Annotated in this window: 20 protein-coding genes; 9 read left to right on the forward strand and 11 right to left on the reverse strand. The window is 75.2% G+C overall.

The features are described 5' to 3' along the window. Positions 1 to 7: 7 nt before the first annotated feature. The gene (locus ACL02O_RS04355; RefSeq protein ID WP_412816628.1) at positions 8 to 511 is read left to right on the forward strand and encodes a hypothetical protein; all 504 of its coding nucleotides are present in this window, start codon (positions 8 to 10) and stop codon (positions 509 to 511) included. A gap of 137 nt (positions 512 to 648) precedes the next feature. Further along, positions 649 to 1,638, forward strand: a complete 990-nt coding sequence (locus tag ACL02O_RS04360; protein ID WP_412816629.1) for a helix-turn-helix domain-containing protein — start codon at positions 649 to 651, stop codon at positions 1,636 to 1,638. 260 nt (positions 1,639 to 1,898) lie between these two features. Here ACL02O_RS04360 and ACL02O_RS04365 read toward each other — a convergent pair whose 3' ends face one another. The 8 genes from ACL02O_RS04365 to ACL02O_RS04400 are packed head-to-tail and all read right to left on the reverse strand — an operon-like array spanning position 1,899 to position 10,587. After that, positions 1,899 to 2,888, reverse strand: a complete 990-nt coding sequence (locus ACL02O_RS04365; protein ID WP_412816630.1) for a DNA topoisomerase IB — start codon at positions 2,886 to 2,888, stop codon at positions 1,899 to 1,901. Continuing rightward, complete coding sequence (locus ACL02O_RS04370; RefSeq protein ID WP_412816631.1) at positions 2,872 to 3,840, reverse strand: glycosyltransferase family 9 protein; 969 nt, start codon at positions 3,838 to 3,840, stop codon at positions 2,872 to 2,874. Before ACL02O_RS04370 ends, ACL02O_RS04365 begins: the two co-directional genes overlap by 17 nt. Next, entirely contained in the window at positions 3,837 to 4,541 is a 705-nt protein-coding gene (locus tag ACL02O_RS04375; RefSeq protein WP_412816632.1) for an SDR family oxidoreductase, read from the reverse strand. Before ACL02O_RS04375 ends, ACL02O_RS04370 begins: the two co-directional genes overlap by 4 nt. Next, positions 4,538 to 6,034: a PfkB family carbohydrate kinase gene (locus tag ACL02O_RS04380; RefSeq protein WP_412816633.1), complete on the reverse strand. Its 1,497-nt coding sequence runs from the start codon at positions 6,032 to 6,034 to the stop codon at positions 4,538 to 4,540. Before ACL02O_RS04380 ends, ACL02O_RS04375 begins: the two co-directional genes overlap by 4 nt. An 11-nt stretch (positions 6,035 to 6,045) precedes the next feature. After that, a complete protein-coding gene (locus ACL02O_RS04385) occupies positions 6,046 to 6,729 on the reverse strand; it encodes a D-sedoheptulose-7-phosphate isomerase (protein ID WP_412816634.1) in 684 nt (227 codons plus the stop codon). After that, on the reverse strand, positions 6,729 to 7,946 hold the full coding sequence (locus ACL02O_RS04390) for a glycosyltransferase (protein ID WP_412816635.1): 1,218 nt from the start codon (positions 7,944 to 7,946) through the stop codon (positions 6,729 to 6,731). Before ACL02O_RS04390 ends, ACL02O_RS04385 begins: the two co-directional genes overlap by 1 nt. Then, positions 7,931 to 8,905: a glycosyltransferase gene (locus ACL02O_RS04395; protein ID WP_412816636.1), complete on the reverse strand. Its 975-nt coding sequence runs from the start codon at positions 8,903 to 8,905 to the stop codon at positions 7,931 to 7,933. Before ACL02O_RS04395 ends, ACL02O_RS04390 begins: the two co-directional genes overlap by 16 nt. Further along, the gene (locus ACL02O_RS04400; RefSeq protein ID WP_412816637.1) at positions 8,902 to 10,587 is read right to left on the reverse strand and encodes an HAD-IIIA family hydrolase; all 1,686 of its coding nucleotides are present in this window, start codon (positions 10,585 to 10,587) and stop codon (positions 8,902 to 8,904) included. The genes ACL02O_RS04395 and ACL02O_RS04400 overlap by 4 nt, the downstream gene beginning before the upstream one ends. A 307-nt stretch (positions 10,588 to 10,894) precedes the next feature. On the opposite strand from ACL02O_RS04400, the gene ACL02O_RS04405 reads away from it, so the two are divergent. Next, entirely contained in the window at positions 10,895 to 11,662 is a 768-nt protein-coding gene (locus tag ACL02O_RS04405; protein ID WP_412816638.1) for a polyprenol monophosphomannose synthase, read from the forward strand. A gap of 269 nt (positions 11,663 to 11,931) precedes the next feature. Here the strand turns inward: ACL02O_RS04405 and ACL02O_RS04410 are convergent, their stop codons facing one another. Beyond that, positions 11,932 to 13,524 carry a phytoene desaturase family protein gene (locus tag ACL02O_RS04410; RefSeq protein ID WP_412816639.1) on the reverse strand — a complete coding sequence of 531 codons (1,593 nt, stop codon included), beginning with the start codon at positions 13,522 to 13,524 and terminating at the stop codon, positions 11,932 to 11,934. Between the two features lie 72 nt (positions 13,525 to 13,596). On the opposite strand from ACL02O_RS04410, the gene ACL02O_RS04415 reads away from it, so the two are divergent. Continuing rightward, positions 13,597 to 15,030, forward strand: coding sequence for an aldehyde dehydrogenase family protein (locus ACL02O_RS04415; RefSeq protein ID WP_412816640.1), 1,434 nt, complete (start codon positions 13,597 to 13,599; stop codon positions 15,028 to 15,030). A 58-nt stretch (positions 15,031 to 15,088) separates the two neighbouring features. On the opposite strand, the gene ACL02O_RS04420 is transcribed toward ACL02O_RS04415, so the two are convergent. Continuing rightward, positions 15,089 to 15,493 carry a ChaB family protein gene (locus ACL02O_RS04420; protein ID WP_412816641.1) on the reverse strand — a complete coding sequence of 135 codons (405 nt, stop codon included), beginning with the start codon at positions 15,491 to 15,493 and terminating at the stop codon, positions 15,089 to 15,091. Positions 15,494 to 15,637: 144 nt separating this feature from the next. Between ACL02O_RS04420 and ACL02O_RS04425 the strand changes: the two genes are divergently transcribed. The 4 genes from ACL02O_RS04425 to ACL02O_RS04440 all read left to right on the forward strand — a co-directional run bounded on the left by ACL02O_RS04425 (position 15,638) and on the right by ACL02O_RS04440 (position 17,989). Continuing rightward, positions 15,638 to 16,612 (forward strand): YihY/virulence factor BrkB family protein, encoded by a 975-nt coding sequence (locus ACL02O_RS04425; RefSeq protein ID WP_412816642.1) that lies wholly within the window; start codon positions 15,638 to 15,640, stop codon positions 16,610 to 16,612. Between the two features lie 73 nt (positions 16,613 to 16,685). Beyond that, the gene (locus tag ACL02O_RS04430; protein ID WP_412816643.1) at positions 16,686 to 17,102 is read left to right on the forward strand and encodes a DUF2795 domain-containing protein; all 417 of its coding nucleotides are present in this window, start codon (positions 16,686 to 16,688) and stop codon (positions 17,100 to 17,102) included. A 55-nt stretch (positions 17,103 to 17,157) separates the two neighbouring features. Beyond that, the gene (locus ACL02O_RS04435) at positions 17,158 to 17,619 is read left to right on the forward strand and encodes an SRPBCC family protein (protein WP_412816644.1); all 462 of its coding nucleotides are present in this window, start codon (positions 17,158 to 17,160) and stop codon (positions 17,617 to 17,619) included. A gap of 106 nt (positions 17,620 to 17,725) precedes the next feature. Next, positions 17,726 to 17,989, forward strand: a complete 264-nt coding sequence (locus ACL02O_RS04440; RefSeq protein WP_412816645.1) for a hypothetical protein — start codon at positions 17,726 to 17,728, stop codon at positions 17,987 to 17,989. A gap of 39 nt (positions 17,990 to 18,028) precedes the next feature. On the opposite strand, the gene ACL02O_RS04445 is transcribed toward ACL02O_RS04440, so the two are convergent. Next, entirely contained in the window at positions 18,029 to 19,405 is a 1,377-nt protein-coding gene (locus ACL02O_RS04445) for an MFS transporter (protein WP_412816646.1), read from the reverse strand. A gap of 178 nt (positions 19,406 to 19,583) precedes the next feature. Between ACL02O_RS04445 and ACL02O_RS04450 the strand changes: the two genes are divergently transcribed. Beyond that, positions 19,584 to 19,796: a hypothetical protein gene (locus tag ACL02O_RS04450; protein ID WP_412816647.1), complete on the forward strand. Its 213-nt coding sequence runs from the start codon at positions 19,584 to 19,586 to the stop codon at positions 19,794 to 19,796. The last annotated feature ends 452 nt before the right edge of the window (positions 19,797 to 20,248 follow it).

Consider the following 20,248-nt stretch of genomic DNA (forward strand, 5'->3'; position numbering starts at 1 on the left):
CTTGATCGTGATCGAGCAGCCGGCGTACACCGGGTTCGGTTTCTCCGACGAGGAGTGGGGCCTGCTGGTCGGGCTGCCGCAGGCGGTCATCACCGCGGCGAGCGCGGCCGAGTCCGACGGCACCAAGCGCACCATGGCCGAGAACGCCGCCGGGCTGGAGACCATCTCCGCGGGGCGGGAGTCGGCCAGCCCACTGGTGGCCGCCGTGGCGGGCGAGGTCGTCTCGCAGGTGGGCGACCCGGAGGCCGGCGCGGAGCTGCCGGTCCTCATGCCCGCCGAGCCGCAGGCGATGATCGACGACGTGCTCGCCCGGGCCGGCCAGGCGACCGCCCTGCTGGCCGCCAAGGTGGACGAGGGGCAGGCCGGAGCGTACCGGCACTGGCTGGTGGAGATCGCCGACCAGGTGGTCACGGCGGCCTCCAGCGGCGGCATCCTGGGCCTGGGCGGCGACGTGGTCAGCGTCTCGGAGCGGCGGTTCCGGGACCGGCTCGCCCAGGTGCTCAACGACTGAAATTCCCGCTACCGGCGGAGCCGGACCAGAAGAGATGATTGCCGTCAATGACGGATGTCGGACGCCCCGGCGGTCGCTCGCGACCCGCCCGGGGCGTCTTCGACAGTAGCGGGTGACGGACTGCGGGGAGGTCGCTGATGGACGCCGGACTGCACCAGCACGTCCTCGACACGGAGCAGGTGCCGGCGCCGGAGCGGTTCGGGCTCTGGCTGGACATGATCGCCGACTCCCCCGCGCCGCTGCGGGTGCGGACGGCGCACGCCGACAACTTCGTCGCCCGGGCGGAGTTCATCGAGCTGGGCCGGATGCGCCTCATCCGCTACCGCTACCCGTCGGTGGACTGCGTCCGGACCGCCAAGCTGATCCAGCGTTCCGACCCGGACTACTACTGCCTCGCGCTGACCCTCACCGGGACCGGGGTCGCCGGGCAGGAGGGGCAGCGGAGCCAGTGCCGGCCCGGCGAGTTCACCTTCTACGACTGCTCCCGCCCGCACGAGGTCAGCCACCACGGGCTCGACGGCGGACGCGAGCACGCCAGCTCCGTCGTGGCCTTCCTCCCCTACGACGCGTTGCCGCTGTCCCAGGGGCGGCTCGCCCCGCTGTTCGCGGGCCGGATGTCCGGCACCGAAGGGATCGGGGCGCTGCTGGCGGACTACCTGATCCAGCTCAGCAGCCATCCGGAGCAGTACCACGCGGCGGACGCGGAGCGGCTCGCCGGCATCGGGCTGGACCTGACCTCCACCATGCTCGGCCGGCACCTGGTCTCCGAGGACGAGATCCCGACCGAGGTGCGGCGCCGCGCGCTGCTGGCCCAGGTCCGCTCGCACATCCGCCAGCACCTGGGGAACGCGACCCTGAGTCCCCGGGGCGTCGCCGACGCACACCACATCTCGGTCCGCTCCCTGCACCGGCTCTTCGAGGACGAGGAGACCACCGTGGCCGCGTACATCCGAGACCAGCGGCTGGAACGCTGCCGCCTCGACCTCACCGACCCGGCGCTGCGGGACCACCCCATCCAGCACATCGCCGGCCGCTGGGGGTTCCGGGACAAGGCCCACTTCAGCCGGGCGTTCCGGGCGGCGTACCAGGAGACCCCGCAGGCGTACCGGGCGCGACACCGGCCCTGAGCGGCACGGATCGTCAACACTCCGGCATCCGCGGTCAACTCGCAGCCGACATACTGATTGCGGGCCGACCGCCGGGTGACCGGCGCGGCCCACTGGTATCGGGGGGCCGTGGCGAGGCGCCCGCGGCGGACCGCCGCGGGCGGCCGCCCGGTGCCGACGCCGGCGTACCGGCGGCCGACCTCCCGGACACCACCGGCCGACGACGGCCGCACCGGGCCCCGGCCCCGTCGTCTCTCCCCCAGGACCGGCGACGGGGCCGGTCAGGCCACCTTCTCCCCGAGCAGGGCCAGCACGGCGCGCTCCACCGACTCCCGGGGCATCTCCGGCTCGACCGGGGCGAGCACCCCGTCGTGGTAGAGGTCGACCACACGAGGGTCCACGTAGGACGCCCGCGCCACGGTCGGCGTGTTGCCGAGCAGCTCGGCGACCGAACGCATCACTGCGGCGACCGCACGCCGCCGGGCCGTTTCGGAGCGCTGCGCACCGGCCGTGGCCAGCCCGGTGGCGGCCAGCACGGTGGCGTGCCAGGTACGGAAGTCCTTCGCTGTCATCTCCCCGCCGCTGGCGTCGCGCAGGTAGTCGTTGACCTCGTCGCTGCGCACGTCCCGCCACGCCCGGCCGTCCCAGTAGCCGAAGAGGCGCTCCTGCCTGCGCCGCCGGCGGCGCAGGTTGGTCAGCACCCGGCACAACTCGTCGTCCTCGATCCGGCGCACCTGCTCGACGCCCCCCTTGGCCGGGAACTCGAAGACCACGCAGCCGTCCCGGGAGCGGGCGTGCTCGGGGCGTAGCGTGGCGACCCCGAAGGTGGGGTCGTCCCCGGTGGCGTACTGGTCGCTGCCGACCCGGAACATGCCCATGTCCAGCAGCCGGGTGACGGTGGCGAGGACCCGTTCCCGCCGCAGGCCGCGCAGCGTCAGGTCGTGGTCGACCCGGCCGCGCAGCACCGGCAGCCGGTGCGCCACCTCCAGCATGTGGTCGAACTTGGCCTCGTCCCGCTTCTGCCGCCACTGCGGGTGGTAGAGGTACTGCTTGCGCCCGGCCGCGTCGATCCCGGTGGCCTGGATGTGCCCGTTCGGGTACGGCGAGATCCACACGTCCTGCCAGGCCGGCGGGATCACGAGGTCACGGAGCCGGCCCACTTCGTCGGGGTCGCGGACCGGCTCGCCCTTCGCATCGACGAAGAGCCAGCCCTTGCCGCGCCGCCGGCGTCCGTACCCCGGCCGGCCCGGATCACTACGCCGCAACCGCACCGGAGACCCGCACCGCCCGTTCCGCTTCCGCCGCGGCGGCCAGCACCTCGTCCACACCGATGGCCGCCAGCGTCGGATGGCTGGCCGGCCCACCCGGGTCGGCCCAGCCCGGGCCGGTCACGACACCGGGGGTGGTGCCGAGCGCGCGGTGCCGCGGACGGTCCGGCGGCGGGCCCCACTGCTTCGCGGGCACCGGGCCGAAGAGCACCACCGACGCGGTGCCGTAGCCGGTCGCCAGGTGGGCCACCCCGGTGTCCCCGCTGACCACCAGCCGGGCGTCGGCCACCAGCGCGGCCAGCTCGGCCAGGCCGGTCCGGCCGGCGAGCACCGCCGCCGGCGGCAGCCCGGCGTCGGCGGCCACCCGCTCGGCCAGGGCCCGTTCGTCCGCACTGCCGGTGAGTACCACCCGGTGCCCGTGGCCGGCGAGGGTCCGGGCGAGCGCCGCGAAGCGTCCCGCCGGCCAGCGCTTCGCCGGGATCTTGCTGCCCGGGTGCAGCACGGTTGCGCCAGCCGGGACCTCGGCGACGGGTGGGCGGCGCAGGGCCAGGTCGGCCGGGTCGGCCGGGAGTCCGTACCCGTGCAGCAGGCGGCACCAGCGGTCGACCTCGTGCTCGTCGTCGTCCCACGCGGGCCCGTCGGAATGTCCGGCGTCGGCGTTGCGGTAGGCGAGCAGCCGGCCGGGTCGGGTGGCGGCGAGCGCCCGGTGCGACTGCGGGCCCCGGCCGTGCAGGTTGACCGCCAGCCCCGGCGGCGGGCCCGGCCAGGCCAACCGGTCGAGGCCGTCCGTGGGTAGCACCCGGTCGACCGCGCCGACCAGCTCGGCCAGCGGCGCCAGCCAGGCCGGCGCGGCCAGCACCAGCTCGCGGCCGGGGAAGCCGGCCCGCAGGCCGCGCAGCGCCGGCACAGCCGTCGCGAGGTCGCCCACGCCGAGCGCCCGGAGCACGAGAATCACGGGTACGAGGTCTCCTGCTCGGCGCAGACCACCATCTCCCGTACGACGCAGCCGGGCGGCTGGGACAGGGCGAACATGATCGCGGCTGCGGTGTCGGCGGGCTCGTTGAGCGCGGCGTCCGGCCCGGGGCGGTACCGCGTGTCCCGGGAGTCGAAGAAGGCGGTGCGCATGCCGCCCGGGATGAGCAGGGTGACCCCGACCGTGCCGGCCAGCTCGGCGGCGAGCGCCCGGGTGAAGCCGACCACGCCGAACTTGGCCGCGCAGTACGCGGTGGCGTCGCTGACCGCCTTGACCCCGAGGGTGGAGGCGACGGTGACGATGCTGCCCCGGGACGCCGCCAGGTAGGGCAGCGCGGCCCGGATCACCGCCGCGGTGGCGAGCAGGTCCACCGCGACGATCCGCTCCCAGGTCTCGGCCGGGACGTCGGCCAGCTTGCCCGGCATGTCCATGCCGGCAGCGGTCACCACCGCGTCGAGGCCGCCGGACCGTTCCGCGAGCTCCCGGGTGGCCACCTCGGCGGCCCGGGTGTCGGCCAGGTCGCACTCGACCCAGGGCACCCCGTCACCCGGCCGGTGCCGGTCCAGGACGAGGGGCCGTCCACCGGCCCTGGCCACCGCGGCGACCACCGCCGCCCCGAGCCCGCTCGAACCGCCGGTGACCAGGACGGTGGGGCCGGCCCCGAGTGGTGGTGTGCTGCTCATCGTGCTCCCTCCGCCGTCGGTCGGGACGCCGGCTCGCGGCGCGCCCCGGCCGCCGGGACCGCCACGGCGGGAAACCCGGCCGGGCCGCGGCCGGCCCGGGCCGCCGCGATCATGTCGGTGGTGGACCGGCCGTCCAGGTACGGCACGACCACCGTGTGCCCGCCCCAGCGGGCCAGGACCTCCGCCTCGGGCAGGGTCTCCTCGCCGCCGCCGCTGGCGTAGTCGCCACCCTTGACCCAGATGTCGGGCCGAAGCCAGGACAGGGCGGCGTGCGGGGTCGGCTCGTCGAAGATCATCACGGCGTCGACGCAGCTCAGCGCGGCGAGCAGCCGACTCCGGTCGCCCTGCGGCACGACCGGGCGTTCCGGGCCCTTCAGCCCCGCCACGCTGACGTCGGAGTTGAGGCAGACGACCAGGCAGTCGCCGAGCTGGCGGGCGGCCTGGAGGGTCGCCACGTGCCCGGCGTGCAGCAGGTCGAAGCAGCCGCCGGTGGCGACCACGGTGCCGCCTGCGGCCCGTACCTCGGCGACCACCGCGCCGGCCGCGGCCGCCCCGATCCGGTCGCCGCCGCCGCTGACCACCACCGGGGAGGCCGCCCGCACCGGCGCGGGCAGCGCGGTGGCCACTCCCCCGCCGGCCACGTACGCGGACGCCTCGGCGACCGCCTCCTGCACCGCCTCGGAGACCAGCGCGCCCCGGGCCAGCGCGAGGGTCGCCGTGGCTGCGAAGCGGTCCCCCGCCCCGCAGGTGTCCCCCTCGGCGGCCGGGGCGGGCACCACCAGCGGGGTGGCGCCGGCGTGGCAGAGCAGCGCGCCGTCCCCGCCCAGGGTCACCACGACCGCACCGGCCTGCCAGCGCTGCCGCAGCGCCTGCGCGCTCCGGGCGGCGGTGACCAGCCGGGACCCGCCGGGTGGGCCCTTCGCCAAATCCCGCGCCTCGGACTCGTTCGGGGTGGCCAGGTGCACGCCCGGCACCGCCGCCGGGCCGCGCGGGTGCGGGTCCCAGACCACCGGGGCGCGGGTGGCGGCCAGCGCGGCGCGCAGCGCCGGCTGCCCGGCGACACCCCGGCCGTAGTCGCTGACCAGCACCGCCGAGGCGTCGGCGAGCAGGCGCAGCACCGCCTCGCTCGGCTCGCCCGGCTCGGCGGCCCGGCCGCCGCGGTCATGGCGCAGCAGCACCCGGCCCCGGGCACGCAGCCGGATCTTCTCCGGGGTGCTGCCGGCCAGCGGGAGCGCGTACAACTGCACCCCGGCGGCGGCGAGCAGGGAGCCGATCCGGGCCCCGCCGGCGTCGTCGGCGACAGCGGTGACCAGCGCGACCTCCGCACCCGCGGCGGCGGCGAACACCGCGGCCAGGCCGGCTCCCCCGGGCCGGTCGACGTACGTGGTCTCGTCGAGCACCGGCACGGGGGAGTCGGGGCATAGCCGGTTCACCGTTCCCTCGACGTCCCGGTCCAGCAGGGTGTCACCGATCACCACCACGGGTCCCGTCATGCTCGACCTCCTCATCGGGCCTGCACCTCCCGGTCGGGGGCGTCGCCGAGCACCACCTCCACACCGGTGCGCACCGGCGTGGCCCCGGTCGTCCGGGCCGCGAGGGCCGCCGGCAGGGACCGGTCGACGTACTCGCAGAGCACGTGCGTGGCGACCAGGTGCAGCTCCTGCACCACCTGGCTCTCCGGCGAGTCGACGGCGAGGGTCTCGTGGCACAGTTCGGCGAGCGGGTTGGGGGCGGGGCCGGTGAAGGCCCAGCAGCGCAACCCGGCGTCCCGGCCGGCGCGGGCGGCGGTGAGCAGGTTGCCGCTGGTGCCGCTGGTGGACATCAGCAGCAGGATGTCGTCGGGTCGGCCGTGCGCGCGGACCTGCCGGGCGAAGACCTCCTGGTAGCCGTAGTCGTTGCCGATGGCGGTCATGGCGGAGGTCTCCGCGTGCAGCGCGATGGCGGAGAGGGGTTCCCGGTCGTCGCGGAGCTTGCCGACCAGTTCGGCGGTGAGGTGCTGGGCCTCGGCGGCGCTGCCGCCGTTGCCGGCTACCAGCAACCGCCCGCCGCCGGCCAGCCGCTGCGCGAGGTCGGCGCCCCAGCGGGCCAGCAGCTGCTCGCACTGCCGGAACGGGAGCAGCGCGGCAGCCAGGTGGGTCAGGTGGTCCTCGAGGACCGTGCCGCCGGCGGCGGTTCCGGGCGCCGCCATCAGGCGACCACCCGGGTGGGCCGGCGGACGGTGGCCACCTCGGCGTACAGCTCCGCCAGCCGCTCCGCGGTGGTCGACCAGGAGTAGTGGGTGCGGGCCCGCTCCAGCGCCGCCGTGTGGTACCCGAAACGGCGGATCCGGTCGCCGAGCAGCCGGCGGATCGCCGCGCCGAGCGCCTGCGGGTCGCGGGCCGGCACCAGGTCGCCGGTCCGTCCCGCCACCACGGTGTCGATCAGGCCGCCGACGGCGGTCCCGATCACCGGTACCCCGCAGGCCATCGCTTCGAGGGGGGTGAGCCCGAACGGCTCGTACCAGGGGGCGGCGACCAGCACGTCCGCCGAGCGGTACCAGCGGCCCATCTCCTCGCGGGGCACCGCGCCGAGCAGCCTGACCCGGTCGGCGACGCCGCACGACTCGGCCACGGCCCGCAGCCGCAGCGCGTACGGGTCGGTCTCCAGCAGCCCGGCCGGTGGGCCCCCCACCACCACACATTCGGCGTCGGGCACCAGCGCGGTGGCCCGGATGACGTCCTGGAAGCCCTTGCGCTCCACCAGCCGGCCGACCGTGAGGATGCGCGGCCGGTCGCCGTCCCGTTCGGCGACCGGGCCGAGCGGGGCGAACGTGGACAGGTTCACCCCGGACGGGACGACGGTCATCCGGGACCGCGGCACCCCCATCCGGACCAGCTCGGCGACCTCGTCCTGGCACTGGGCGACCACCCGGTCGACCGAGCAGCCCAGCTCCCGCTCGTGGGCCAGCCGGCCCGGCGGGCTGGTGTCCTGCGCGCCCTGGTGGCGCCGCTTCACCGTGCCCAGCGCGTGGTACGTCTGCACCACCGGCACCCCGGTGCGCCGGCCGGCGGCCAGCGCGGCGAGACCGCTCATCCAGAAGTGCGCGTGGACCACCTCGGGCTGCCAGTCACCGGTGCGCCACCGCTCGGCCAGCCACTCCCCGAACGCCGGCATGTACGGCAGCAGGTCGTCCTTGGCCACCGGCTCGGCCGGCCCGGCGGGGACGTGCACCACGTCGTACCCGTCGGGGGCGCGCACCGCCACGGGCAGGTCCACGGCGTCGAGCCGGGTGTAGACCCGCACGTCGTGGCCGGCGGCGGAGAGCGCGGCGGAGAGCTCCGCGACATGCGTGTTCTGGCCACCGGCGTCCTCCCCGCCGAGGACGGCGAGCGGGCTGGCGTGCTCCGAGATCATCGCGATGCGCATACTTCCTCCTCCAGCAGCCGGTCCCAGTCGGCGAGAAAACGCTCCAGGCCGTAGCGGTTCCGTGCGGCGGCCCGTGCCTCGGCGCCCGCCCGGCGGGCGGCCGACGGGTCGTCGACGAGGGCCCGGGCCGCCTCCAGCAGCACGTCGACCCGGGTGGAGATGGCGCCGGCGGACGGTGGCACCGCCTCCGCGGCCTCGGTGGTGGCCAGCGCCACCACGGGCATGCCCATGGTCATCGCCTCGATCAGGCTCAACCCCAGCGAGGTCCATCGGCACAGGTGCAGGTACGCCCGCCGGCGGGCCAGCTCGGCGTGCATGGCGTGCTGCGGCACGTCGTCGTGGCTGGTCAGCCGCTCCGGGGGGAGGCCCAGGTGCTCGGCGAGGCCGGCCACCTTCATGCCGTAGACGTCCAGCGGGGCGATCTCCGCGAACCGGACCAGCAGGTCGGTGCCGGTGACCCGCCAGCGGCGTACCGGCTCGTTGATGACCACGGCCAGCCGGTCCAGTTCGCCGGTCCACTCGGCGGCCGGGGCGACCACCCCGTGCTCGACGACCGCCGTGCGGGTGCCGCCGTTGTCCCAGAACAGCTCGTTGAATCCGGTGACGTGGGTGAGCAGCAGGTCGTCCCGGTCGGCCATCGGATGCCGGGTGTTGGGCACGTCGCCCTTCGGGGTGTTGTGCTCGACGTAGATCGCCGGCACGTCGCGGCCCACCCGCCGGCCCAGCCATTCGCAGGCCAGGTCGAACTCCTCGGGGCGCTGCAGCAGCACCACGTCCACCTCGGCGCGGCGCAGCTCCTGCGGGGTCACCTCGACGGCGGTGTCCGGCCACGGGTACGTCCGGGCGCGGCCCAGCCCGTACGGGCCCCGGTCCGGGGTCACCGGCACCAGGTACCGGTGCTTGCCGTGCACGAACGACGTCGTCCACGACCCGTGCACGTGCCACACCAGGACGTTCATCGCGCCACCCCACCGGGGACCGGACCCACGCCGACCGGCTCCGCGGCGTCGGCGGGTACGCCGAGCAGGCGCAACGCCTCCAGCACCCGCCCCGGTTCCACGTCGGTGAGGCAGGGGTGGCCGGGAACCGGGCAGCAGGTGGCCCGGGTGTCCCGGCAGGCCGCCCCGGCGTCACCGAGCCGCACCGTCGGCACCCGGTACGGCCCCCACTGTGCGAACGGCACGGTCGGGGCGAAGAGGCTGATCACCGGTACGCCCAGCGCGGCGGCCAGGTGCGCCGGCCCGGTGTTGCCGACCACCAGCGCGCCGGCCCGGGCGACCACCGCCGCCAGCTCACCGAGCCCGGTGCGGCCGCCCAGGTCGAGCCCGCCGGCCGCGGCGACCCGGGCGGTCAGCTCCCGCTCGTCGGGTCCGCCGGTCACCACCACCCGGTAGCCGGCGGCGGCGAGTACCCGGACGATCCGGGTGGCGAGCTCGGGCGGGCAGGCCCGGGTCTCCACCGAGGAGCCCGGGTGCAGCACGACGTATCCCGGCGTGCCGAGCGCGGCCGGGGCCGGGGGCAGCCGGTCCCGCCGCAATCGCAGCCCCGGCTCGTCCCCGTCGGGCAGGGCGTAGCCGGCCGCGGCGGCGAGGGAGAGCGCCCGTTCCGGTTCGGGCACTCCGACGGGTACCCGATGGCGTACGTCGAGCAGGGCGCCCGGGTAGTCGTCGCTGATCGCGCTGATCCGGGGCACGCCGGCCATCCGGAGCAGCAGCGCCAGTGGCAGCGCGGACTGGTGGAAGGAGGTGAAGACGACGGCCTCGTGCGCGCCGACGGCGGCGATCCGGTCGACGAGTTGCCGCATGGCCGCCGGGTCGACCGGCGGCGCCGGGGCGTCGATCCACGGCAGCGGACACTCGATGATCTCGTCGACGCGGGGCAGCAGTTCGGCCGCGGCCCGGCCGCGGGGGCCGCAGAGCAGCACCACCCGTTCGGCGCCGGCCGCCACCGCCCGGATACCCGGTCCGGTGACCAGCACGTCCCCGGCGGCGTCGCTGCGCACCACCAGGACGGTGCCCCGGCGGGGCGGCGTGGCGGGCGCGGCCACCAGCCGGACCCGGTTCAGGATCTCGGCCACCGCGTCGGGCAGGTCGGCCGCGACGGTCGGCGCGGCGGCCACCTCCGCCGACCGGGTGGCCGGGGTGGGGACGAGGACACCCGCGGCGCCGGCCGCCGCGGCGGCGGTCATGTCCGCGCCGATGTCCCCGACCATCACGCACCGGGCCGCGGTGGTGCCCAGCGCCCGGGCGGCGGCGTGCACCATCCCGGGGGCGGGCTTGCGGCAGGCACACCCGTCCGGCTCGCCGTGCGGGCAGATCTGCCAGGTGTCGAACGGCCCGAGCAGCTCCTCCACCCGGGCGTTGACCCGGCGCAGGTCCTCGGCGGTGAAGCAGCCCCGGGCCAGGCCGGACTGGTTGCTGACCACCGCCAGGCGCAGGCCCGCCGCGCGCAGCCGGTCCAGGGCCTCCCGCGCGCCGGGCACCGGGCGGACCTTCTCCGGGTCACCGTTGTAGGGCACGTCCTCGATGAGCGTGCCGTCCCGGTCCAGCAGGACCGCGTCGTACAGGCCGGACGGGAGCCGGCCAGCACCGGGGTCAACCCCGGCTGACCTGCACTGATCCCGCTCGTGGTCCCGTCGCACGGGCCGCGGGTTCCCGACCCCCCGAGGAGTAAACATCAACTCCGGCGGAGCCGCCTCCGCCGCTGGTCGCCGGGCGCTCGTACCGCGCCGCGCCCGCCCGGTCCGGCGATACCCGCCGCCCCCGAGAAGCTAACCCGGGCGGGCCGTCGACGGCGTACCGGGTGGGGGGTACGGCAGCCGTCGGCCGGCCCCGGCGAGCGTCGCGGCCGGTCCGCCGCGACGCTCCGGACGGGCGTCTGTGCGGAGCGCACCGGACGGAGTGGCTACCCTCTCAGGTGAACCTGTCGACCGACCGAGGAAGTCCGTGATGATCGAACCCGTGCAGTTGCCCGCCCCGTGGCGCGACGCACGTCTGACCGTCGTCGTTCCCACCTACAACGAGGCGGGCAACCTCCCGGCGCTGGTCGAGCGGCTCCTCGCCCTGCCACTGCCGGGTCTGAAGGTGCTCGTGGCGGACGACAACTCCCCGGACGGGACCGGCGAGGTCGCCGACAAGCTGGCCGTCGAGCACCCGGACCGGGTGATGGTGGCGCACCGGCCCGGCAAGGAGGGCCTCGGTCGGGCCTACGTGGACGGCATCGGCCGGGCGCTGGAGGACGGCGCCGACTTTGTCGCGCAGATGGACGCCGACCTGTCCCACCCGCCGGAGGCGCTGCCCGGCATGCTCGGCGCGCTGCTCTCCACCCAGGCCGGCGTGGTCATCGGCTCCCGGTACGTACCCGGCGGCGAGCTTGACGAGAACTGGCCGCTCTACCGCCGGGCGCTGAGCGGTTGGGCCAACCTCTACGTGCACACCCTGCTCCAGGTGCGGATCCGCGACCTGACCGCCGGCTTCAAGATCTGGCAGGCGGACGCGCTGCGCGACATCGGCCTGGAGCGGGTGCAGTCCAACGGCTACAGCTTCCAGGTGGAGATGCACTACCTGGCCACCAAGCTGGGCCACACCATCCTGGAGGTGCCGATCCGCTTCGAGGAGCGGCGCGAGGGCGCGTCCAAGATGACCACCGCCACCAAGATCGAGAGTGCGCTGATGCCGTTCAAGCTGCGGACCAAGCACCGCAAGCTGGAGCGCTGACTCCCCTCGCTCAACGGCCCCGTCCGGGTTGTCGCCCACAGTGACAACCCGGATGGGGCCGTCTGCATGTCCCGCCCCCTTTGCTCTGCTTCAGCCCCCGCAACACGGCACTGACCTGGTAACGACCCACCGTGCGCGACCGTTCGGCCGACCACCGGCCGTCACGGCGGGTGACTGTCGCGTGGAGTGCAGCAGAGCAAAGGCGCGCACATGGGGTTGTCGGGATCCCGGCAGCCGGCTCGGCAGCCGCGCGCCGACGCCGCCTGGGCTCAGCGGTAGACCGTCCGGTGCGCCGCGTCGATGACGCCCGCGTAGAGGCCGCCGGTGAGGGCGCGGTCCCGGGCCAGGGCGGCCCGGGCGGCGTTCGCGCCGGGCGCACCGTGCACGCCGCCGCCCGGGTGCGCCGACGAGCTGGCCAGGAAGAGCCGGTCCACCGGGGTGTCCGCCCGGCCCAGCCCGGGGACGGGCCGGAGGAAGAGCTGCTGGTACGCGGCGGCGGTGCCGCCGCCGAGCGCCCCGCCGACCAGGCTCGGGTCGCCGGCCTCCAGGTCGGCCGGGCCGGCCACGTGCCGCCCGACGATCAGCGAGCGGAAACCCGGGGCGGCCTCCTCCAGCACGTTCTCCATCCGGGTCACGTGGGCGGTGACCTCCTCGGCCCGCCAGTGCCGGCGGAACGGCAGGTGGGTGTACGACCAGAGCGACTCGGTGCCCGGCGGTGAGTGGCTCGGATCGGCCACCGACATCTGCCCCACCAGCAGGAACGGGTCCCGCGGCACCTCGCCCCGGGCCAGCGCGGCCGAGTACGTGGTCAGCCCGTTCAGGTCCGCGCCCAGGTGCACGGTGCCCGCGCCGGCCACCGCCCGGTTCCGCCACGGCACCGGCGCGGAGAGCGCCCAGTCGACCTTGAGGGTGGAGCCGTCCCACCTGAAGTGGGTCAGGTCCTCGACCAGCCGGGGCGGCAGCGCCGTCGCGCCCACCAGGTCCAGGTAGAGCGCCGGGGCGGGCACGTCCGCCAGGACCGCCCGGCGGGCCCGCCAGGCGGCGCCGCCGGCGGTGCGCACGCCCATCGCCCGGCCCCGGGCAACGAGCACCTGGTCGACCCGGGCGGCGTAGTCGATCCGCCCGCCCCGCTCGATCAGGCGGGCCACCAGCGCGTCGGTGATCTGCTGGGCGCCGCCCACCGGGACCGGCCAGCCGACCTGCTGGCCGAGCATGGTGAGCAGCCAGCCGTACAGCCCGGAGCCGGCCTCCTCCGGAGACAGATCGGTGTGCAGCGCACAGCCGGCCAGCAGCGCCGGCCCGCCCTCGCCGGCGAAGAGTTCGTCGCCGAGCCGCCGCACCGGCACCATCAACCGGCGGGCCAGCCGGAGCGCGCCGGACACCCGGAGCCGGCGCAGCAGCCCGAGGCCACCCCGGACCGGCGGGAAGGGGCTGGTGATGAGGTCGAGCATCGGCTCGGCCACCTCGCGCCAGTCGGCGTATGCCCGCCGCCAGCGGTCCCCGTCGCCTGGGGCGAAGGTCTCCAGCGAGGCGGCGGTGGCGGAGAGGTCCCGGTTGATCACCGCCGCCCGGCCGTCGGGGAGCAGGTGGGCCAGCACGTCCGGGGCGTGCGTCCAGCGCAACCCGTACCGGTCGAGGCCGAGCCCGCGCAGCACCGGGGAGGCGTACCCGAGGGGGTAGAAGGAGCTGTAGAGGTCGCTCAGGTAGCCGGGGGCGGTGACCTCGGCGGAGCGGACCGCACCGCCGGGAACCTGGGTGGCCTCCAGCACCAGAACGTCCCAGCCGGCGTCGGCCAGCAGGTTCGCGGCGACGAGACCGTTGTGCCCGGCCCCGATGACGACGGCGTCCGCGCTCGAAGTCATCCGGCCCGCCTACCCTGCCGGTTACCAGGCGAAACGCGTTTGCCTTGCCGAGGCCGGGGCACTCCCCGGCACATGTACACGGTTGCGCAGCTCATAGGTGGAGTGTGGGGCGCGGGCGGCGCGGGCGGCGAGCTGGTCGTATCCGACCCGGCGGACGGCTCCGCGGTGACCACCGTGCCGGTGGCGACGGCGGACGAGGTGGCGAAGGCGGTCGAGGCCGCTCGGGGTGCGGCGGTCGAGTGGGCGACCACCGCCCCGGCGGAGCGGGCGGCGGCGCTGCACCGGGCGGCGGACGCGGTGTCGGCCGCCGCCGAGGAGTTGGCGCAGGCCACCACGGCGGAGATGGGCAAGCCGCTGGACGACGCCCGCGGCGGCGTGGCAGCCGGCATCGGCACCCTGCGACAGTACGCCGAACTGGCCCCGCTGCGGGGCGGGCGGACCCTGCACGGCGACCACTCCTCGATGGACTTCATGGCCCCCGAACCGCGTGGTGTGGTCGCCGCGATCACCCCCTGGAACGATCCGGTCGCGGTTTCCTGCGGGCTGCTCGGCGCCGCGCTGGTCACCGGCAACGTGGTGCTCTACAAGCCGAGCGAGCGCACCCCGGCGACCGGCTGGCTGCTGGCGAAAGCCCTGGACTCGGCTTTGCCGGCCGGGGTGCTGTCGCTGCTCACCGGCGGGGCGGAGGTGGGCGCGGCGCTGGCCGGGCAGGAGGTGGACGTGGTGGCCCACGTCGGCTCCACCGCCACCGGCCGGGCGATCGCCGCAGCCGGCGCACGTACCGGCGCGAAGGTGCTGCTGGAGAACGGCGGCAGCGACCCGCTGGTGGTCGACGCGAACATCGACCCGATCTGGGCGGCGGACCAGGCCGCGCTCGGCTGCTTCGCCAACGCCGGGCAGATCTGCGTCGCGGTGGAGCGGATCTACGTGCACCGGGACATCGCCGAGGACTTCGTCGACGCGCTGGTCGAACGGGCCGAGGCGCTCGCCACCGGCCCCGGCCGGGAGCCGCGGACCCAACTCGGGCCGCTGGTCGACCGGCGGCACCGGGACCACGTGCACGGGCAGGTCACCGCGGCGGTGGCCGAGGGGGCGCGGGTCCGCACGGGCGGAACGGTTCCGGACGGGCCGGGCGCCTTCTACCCGGCCACCGTGGTAGGCGACTGCCGGCACGACATGGCCCTGATCCGCGAGGAGACGTTCGGGCCGGTCGCCCCGGTCGTCGTGGTCGACTCGTTCAGCGAGGGGCTGCGCTGCGCCGCCGACTCGCCCTACGGTCTGGCGGCCACCGTACTGACCGGGTCGATGAGTCACGCCCAGCGGGCCTGGCGGGAACTGCCGGTGGGCACCGTGAAGGTCAACGCGGTGTTCGGGGGCGCGCCGGGCGGTGCCGCGCAGCCGCGCCGCGGCAGCGGCCAGGGCTTCGGGTACGGCCCGGAACTGCTCGACGAGTTCAGCGCCGTCAAGGCCGTGCACATCGAGGCCCCCGGCGGCGGCCACTGGTGACCGCGGACGACGGGAGCCCGGAACCGGCGGTTCCGGGCTCCCGGGGTGTCACTCGCCGTCAACGACCGCCGCGGGCCGCCCGGGTCGCGTTGAGGTTCGCCTTCTGGATGGCCTTGACCAGTTCCGGCTTGGTCATCCGGGACCGGCCCGGGACGTCCAGCTTCTTGGCCACCTCCATCAGGTGTTCCTTCGGGGCGTTGGCGTCCACCCCGGCGGCCGTGGGGGCACGCCGGGCCGGCCCGCCGCCGGCGGCCTGTGTGTCGCTCGGGCCCTTGCGGCCCTTCGGCTCCCAGTGGTCGCCCACCTTCTCGAACTCGTTCTTGACGGCGGCGAACGCGGTGCGGTGCGCCCGCTCGCCCTCGCCGTACGTCTCGACTGCCGAGTCGTGCGTCTTCTCCCAGGTCCGCTGCGCCTTCGCCGGGGAGCGCCGCAGCGTGCTGGGCAGTACCTCGCGCCCGGGCATGTCGTCCTCCTCCGTCTTGCTGGGTTGTCAATTGACCGTTCCCCCACGCCCCGACGGCAAACCGGCACCCGGTTTGTCGATTTTCACCACGGGGTACCGCCGGGCCACGCGCCGAAGGTGCGCCCGCAGGCGAAGGGAGCGGTCATGGCGACGACGGAGCCGGTGCTCACCGATCGGCAGCGGGCCCGCCTTCCCCGGCGGATCCGCCAGCTCAGCTGGGCGACCTGGCGCGGGGTGCTGGTCCGCGCCGGACGGAACTTCGTCAAGGACAACTGCGCGGACTGGGCCGCCGCGCTCACCTACTACGGCGTGCTCGCGCTCTTTCCCGCCACCATCGTGGTGGTCGCCCTGGTCGGGCTGGTCTCCGACGGCGAGCGGACCGTCGACACGGTGATCGGCCTGGCCCGGGAGATCGGGGCCGGCTCGGTGGTCGGCAACGACGGGTTCGTCAGCGTCGTCCGCGGGGTGGTGGCGCAGCAGGGCTCGGCGAAGGTGCTGCTCAGCTTCGGTCTGCTCGGCGCGCTCTGGTCGGCCTCCGGGTTCATCGGCGCGTTCACCCGGGCCTCCAACGCCATCTACGGCGTCGAGGAGGGGCGGCCGTTCTACCGGCTGCGCCCGCTGCAGATCGGGCTGGCCGCGCTGTCGCTGCTGCTGCTCGCGATCGTGGCCACCGGGCTGATCGTCAGCGGCCCGGTCACCGACGCGGTCGGCGACCAGCTGCACGCCGGCGGCCTGGCCCGGGCGGTGTGGACGGTGGCGAAGTGGCCGGTGCTGGCCCTGGTGGCGATGACGCTGCTGTCGCTGCTGTTCTGGATCGCCCCGAACGTCCGGCAGCCGCGGTTCCGCTGGCTCACCCCGGGCGGCGCGCTGGCCCTGCTGGCCTGGGTGCTCGCCTCCTTCGGTTTCGGCCTGTACGTCGCCAACTTCGGCTCGTACGACGTCACGTACGGCAGTCTCGGCGCGGTCATCGCCTTCCTGGTCTGGCTCTACCTGTCCAACTGTGCGCTGATGCTGGGTGTGCAGGTCAACGCCGAACTCCAGCGCGGGCGGGTGATACAGGCCGGCGACGGCGATCCGGGTGAGCCGGTCCTGCCGCCGCGCACCCCGGCCGACGCCTGACCGGTTCGGTCGCCGGTGTCCGGGCCGGCGGGCGCCCGGTTTACCGGCGGTCCCCTCGGGCATGTCTGTCGGCATGGAACGTGGCAACAGCAAGCACTCGCCCAGGGTCGACGACAACATGCGCCAGGAGGTCGAGGGTCTCGTCCAGGGGCCCGGCACCGGTGGCTCGCGCGTCGAGGAATCCCGCCAGCCGGAGCCAGCGGGCGAGGACCAGCCGGAGCCGAAGACGCTCACGGCCGGTGCGAGCCGCGGCGGCAACCCGCAGGGAATGAGCATGGACGACGTCGAGGCGCGCAGTCGGCTCGGCAAGTTCATCACCATGACCGCCCTGCCCGGAGACCGCGAGACGCTGGTGGCCAACGCGCGGGAGAACCAGGCGCCCGCCGACATCGTCGCCGCCCTGGAACGCCTGCCCGACGGCACCCGTTACCAGACGGTTTCCGAGGTGTGGGCCGCGCTCGGGCACAAGAACGAGACGACGCGCTGGTGAGTGGATCGGCCCACGATCCGCGACACGACACCGGCGGAACAGGAGGATCCGCGACATGAGCGGCGTTATGGAACACGTGGACGTGTCCGTCCCGATCCGGACCGCCTACGACCAGTGGACGCAGTTCGAGGAGTTTCCGCACTTCATGGAGGGTGTGCAGGAGGTCCGGCAGGTCTCCGACACGATGACCCACTGGACGGTCGAGATCGCCGGCGTGAAGCGCGAGTTCGACGCCGAGATCACCGAGCAACTGCCGGACGAGCGGGTGGCCTGGCGGTCCACCGGGGGCACCCAGCAGGCCGGCGTGGTGACCTTCCACCGCCTCGACGAGGGCCACACCCGGGTCACCCTGCAGATGGAGTTCGAACCGCACGGAGTGGTCGAGCGGGCCGGCGACAAGCTCGGCGTGGTGGACCACCGGGCCAAGGGTGACCTGGAGCGGTTCAAGCAGTTCATCGAACGACGCGGTCAGGAGACCGGCGCCTGGCGCGGCTCGGTCGACCGGCCGACCCCCTGACCTCGTAGCCCTCGGACAGACGGTTCGCGATGGCCGCCGGTGCTTCGGCGGCCATCGCCGTGCCCGCCGGCCGTTTGCGATCACCTGGCCCGGGTACCACTGGGGAATGACCGACAACGACAGCCACGTGTGGCGCGACGAGGACCGCACTCCCCTGCACGAGCTGGACCGGGCGATCGCCCGGTCGACCCTCGACGGGCAGGCCGACGACGCCACCGGCAACGACGCCGGCGAGGAGGCCACGTTCGGTCACGGACCCGAGGCGGTGGACCGGGGCGCCGGCCCGGAGGCCGAGCGTCGGGAGATGACCGACGCGGACCGGGCGTACCGGCCGTCGACGACCGGGCGGACCGGCCCGGACAGCATGTGAGCCCGTCCCGGCCGTGCGGGCGGCGTGGCCGGCGCGGACTCAGCCGGCCGGCCGCGGCACCCGGGAGCCGGCGGCGTGCAGGGCGACGAGCACCAGCGTGAGCACGACCAGGGTCGTCCCGAGCACCGCCACCGAGGTACGCGCGAGCAGCACCCCGACGGCCGCCGGCACCAGCGCGGCCCCCACCCCGGCCGCGCCGATCTGGAGCCCGATGGTCCGGTCCGCGTGGGCCGCGCCGACCCGGTCCGCCGTGCTGAGGGTGAGCAGCGGGAAGACCGGCGCCGCCGCGAAGCCGACCACCAGCAGACCGACCACCGTCACCCAGGCCGGGGCGGGCAGGGCGATCAGCGCCGCTCCCCCGACCAGGCCGAGCAGGCTCCCCCGCAGCACCTGGCCGGTGCCGAGCCGCTCCGCGACCAGTCCCTGCACCACCCGCCCGAGGAACAGGCTGCCCCAGTAGCCGGAGACGCACAGCCCGGCGACCGGCCGGCCGACCTGCCGTCCGTCGGTGAGCAGCAGGAACGCCCAGAGCCCGGTGGTCACCTCGACCGCCACGTAGACGGCGAACGCGGCCCCACCCAGCCAGACGGCCGGCAGCCGCAGCGTCTCGGCGATCGGGGGCCGGGCCACCGGCCGGTCCTCCCCCGCCCCGCCGGCCGGCGTCGCCAGCGGGATCCCGGCGGCCACCGGCTCCCGCCCCTCGTCGGACGCTGATCCCGCCCCCGTCGCCGGGCCGAACGGGACCCCGGGCCCCGCCGCCGCGGCCCGGCCGGCGGGCACCGCGACCGCCTCGGCGGGGCTGCCCGGCACCATCCCGGGCGCGACCGGGTCGGCCGGCACCGGGACCGGCGCGCGCTCCCGCCAGGCCCGTGCGGTGAGCGCGAAGGCGGTGGCCAGGGCGAGCTGGGCGGCGGCGACGAGGCCGTACCCCCAGCGCCAGCTCAGGCCGGCGCCCATCACCCCGGTCATGATCAGCGGACCGGTCGCCACCCCGAGCCCGAAGAACGCGTGCAGCCAGTTCATGTGCCGTGGCCCGAACGCGCCGGCCGCGTACGCGTTGAGGCCGGCGTCGATCGCGCCGGAGCCGAGCCCGAGCAGCAGGGCGAAGCCCACCATGAGGACGAGCGCGGGGGTCAGCGCGTATCCGGTGAGGGCCAGGCCGGCGAGCAGGGTCCTGCCGGCCAGCAGCCAGCCCACGCCCAGCCGGGCCAGGGTGAACCCGGCCAGCACGCTGGAGGTCAGGTAGGCCAGGGTGCCGGCGGCGAGCACCACCCCGACCGCCTCGGTGGGAACGCCCAGGTCGAGCCGGATGGAGGGCCAGCCCACCCCGATCAGGCCGTCGGGCAGGCCGAGGCTGACGAACGCCAGGTAGGCGAGGAGAAGCAGGGACGGCCGGGGCGGCGCGGCGCGGGGCACAAGGTTTCATCCTGCCTCACGCAGCACGCAGGGCGAACGCCGCTAGCCGGTCCGCGCTCAACGCACCTCCCCCGAACGGGCACGGGATACGGCACCAAAGGTTAAAAAAACGGACAGCCCATCCAGAATCGGCCGAACGGGGGACGGCGATACCTGGGTCCCGCGTAAAGATTTCGGGATGCAACAGGGCACCGGCTTTCTCACCCCACGTCAGCGCCGCCTGGCTTGGCTCGGCTTCCTGCTCGCCGCCGTCCAGGCGCCCGTCGCCGCCAAGCTCGCCTCCGACAGTTCCTGGCTGTTCAGCCTGGTGGTGGCGTTGATGGTCGCGACAGTCATCATCGCGGACGACGCGATGCGCCGGCAGCCGGCGGACGTCCGCTCCTCCGACTGACCCGGGCGGGTTTGCCGGGCGTCCCTACGATCCCCGGCGTGCGACGAGGCGAGATCGACGGGGTGACCGTCCTTCGGCAGGACCTGCCGGGTACGCCGTTCGGGGAGCTGTCCTTCGGCTGCGACCCCCGCGACGAGGACCTCGACACCATCGGCCTGACCCATCTGGTGCAGGAGCTGGTGCTGTGGGCCGAGCCGTACGTGGCGGACAGGCACACCGAGATGTCCGATATCTGCGAGACTTCGTTCACCGCGGCCGGAGCAGCTCGCCGCACACTTCACCGCGATCTGCGCGGCCCTGTCGGATCTCCCGCCCACCGACCTGGCCGAGGCGCTGCTCGACTCCGCGCCCGAGGACCGCTACCTCGGCGACGTCGAGGACGGGTTGCGCGATCCCTGGGGGTCGCTGCTGGCCCGCCGCTACGGCCCGCGCCCCCCGGGCTGGCCCGCTGG

It is taken from the genome of Micromonospora mangrovicola (assembly GCF_047200535.1).
Lineage (GTDB): Bacteria > Actinomycetota > Actinomycetes > Mycobacteriales > Micromonosporaceae > Micromonospora.

Coding starts and splice junctions, on each gene's coding strand:
- ACL02O_RS04360 (WP_412816629.1), top strand. CDS start 649: ATGGACGCCGGACTGCACCAGCACGTCCTCGACACGGAGCAGGTGCCG.
- ACL02O_RS04375 (WP_412816632.1), bottom strand. CDS start 4,541: ATGAGCAGCACACCACCACTCGGGGCCGGCCCCACCGTCCTGGTCACC.
- ACL02O_RS04380 (WP_412816633.1), bottom strand. CDS start 6,034: ATGACGGGACCCGTGGTGGTGATCGGTGACACCCTGCTGGACCGGGAC.
- ACL02O_RS04385 (WP_412816634.1), bottom strand. CDS start 6,729: ATGGCGGCGCCCGGAACCGCCGCCGGCGGCACGGTCCTCGAGGACCAC.
- ACL02O_RS04390 (WP_412816635.1), bottom strand. CDS start 7,946: ATGCGCATCGCGATGATCTCGGAGCACGCCAGCCCGCTCGCCGTCCTC.
- ACL02O_RS04395 (WP_412816636.1), bottom strand. CDS start 8,905: ATGAACGTCCTGGTGTGGCACGTGCACGGGTCGTGGACGACGTCGTTC.
- ACL02O_RS04405 (WP_412816638.1), top strand. CDS start 10,895: ATGATCGAACCCGTGCAGTTGCCCGCCCCGTGGCGCGACGCACGTCTG.
- ACL02O_RS04410 (WP_412816639.1), bottom strand. CDS start 13,524: ATGACTTCGAGCGCGGACGCCGTCGTCATCGGGGCCGGGCACAACGGT.
- ACL02O_RS04415 (WP_412816640.1), top strand. CDS start 13,597: ATGTACACGGTTGCGCAGCTCATAGGTGGAGTGTGGGGCGCGGGCGGC.
- ACL02O_RS04420 (WP_412816641.1), bottom strand. CDS start 15,493: ATGCCCGGGCGCGAGGTACTGCCCAGCACGCTGCGGCGCTCCCCGGCG.
- ACL02O_RS04425 (WP_412816642.1), top strand. CDS start 15,638: ATGGCGACGACGGAGCCGGTGCTCACCGATCGGCAGCGGGCCCGCCTT.
- ACL02O_RS04430 (WP_412816643.1), top strand. CDS start 16,686: ATGGAACGTGGCAACAGCAAGCACTCGCCCAGGGTCGACGACAACATG.
- ACL02O_RS04435 (WP_412816644.1), top strand. CDS start 17,158: ATGAGCGGCGTTATGGAACACGTGGACGTGTCCGTCCCGATCCGGACC.
- ACL02O_RS04440 (WP_412816645.1), top strand. CDS start 17,726: ATGACCGACAACGACAGCCACGTGTGGCGCGACGAGGACCGCACTCCC.
- ACL02O_RS04450 (WP_412816647.1), top strand. CDS start 19,584: ATGCAACAGGGCACCGGCTTTCTCACCCCACGTCAGCGCCGCCTGGCT.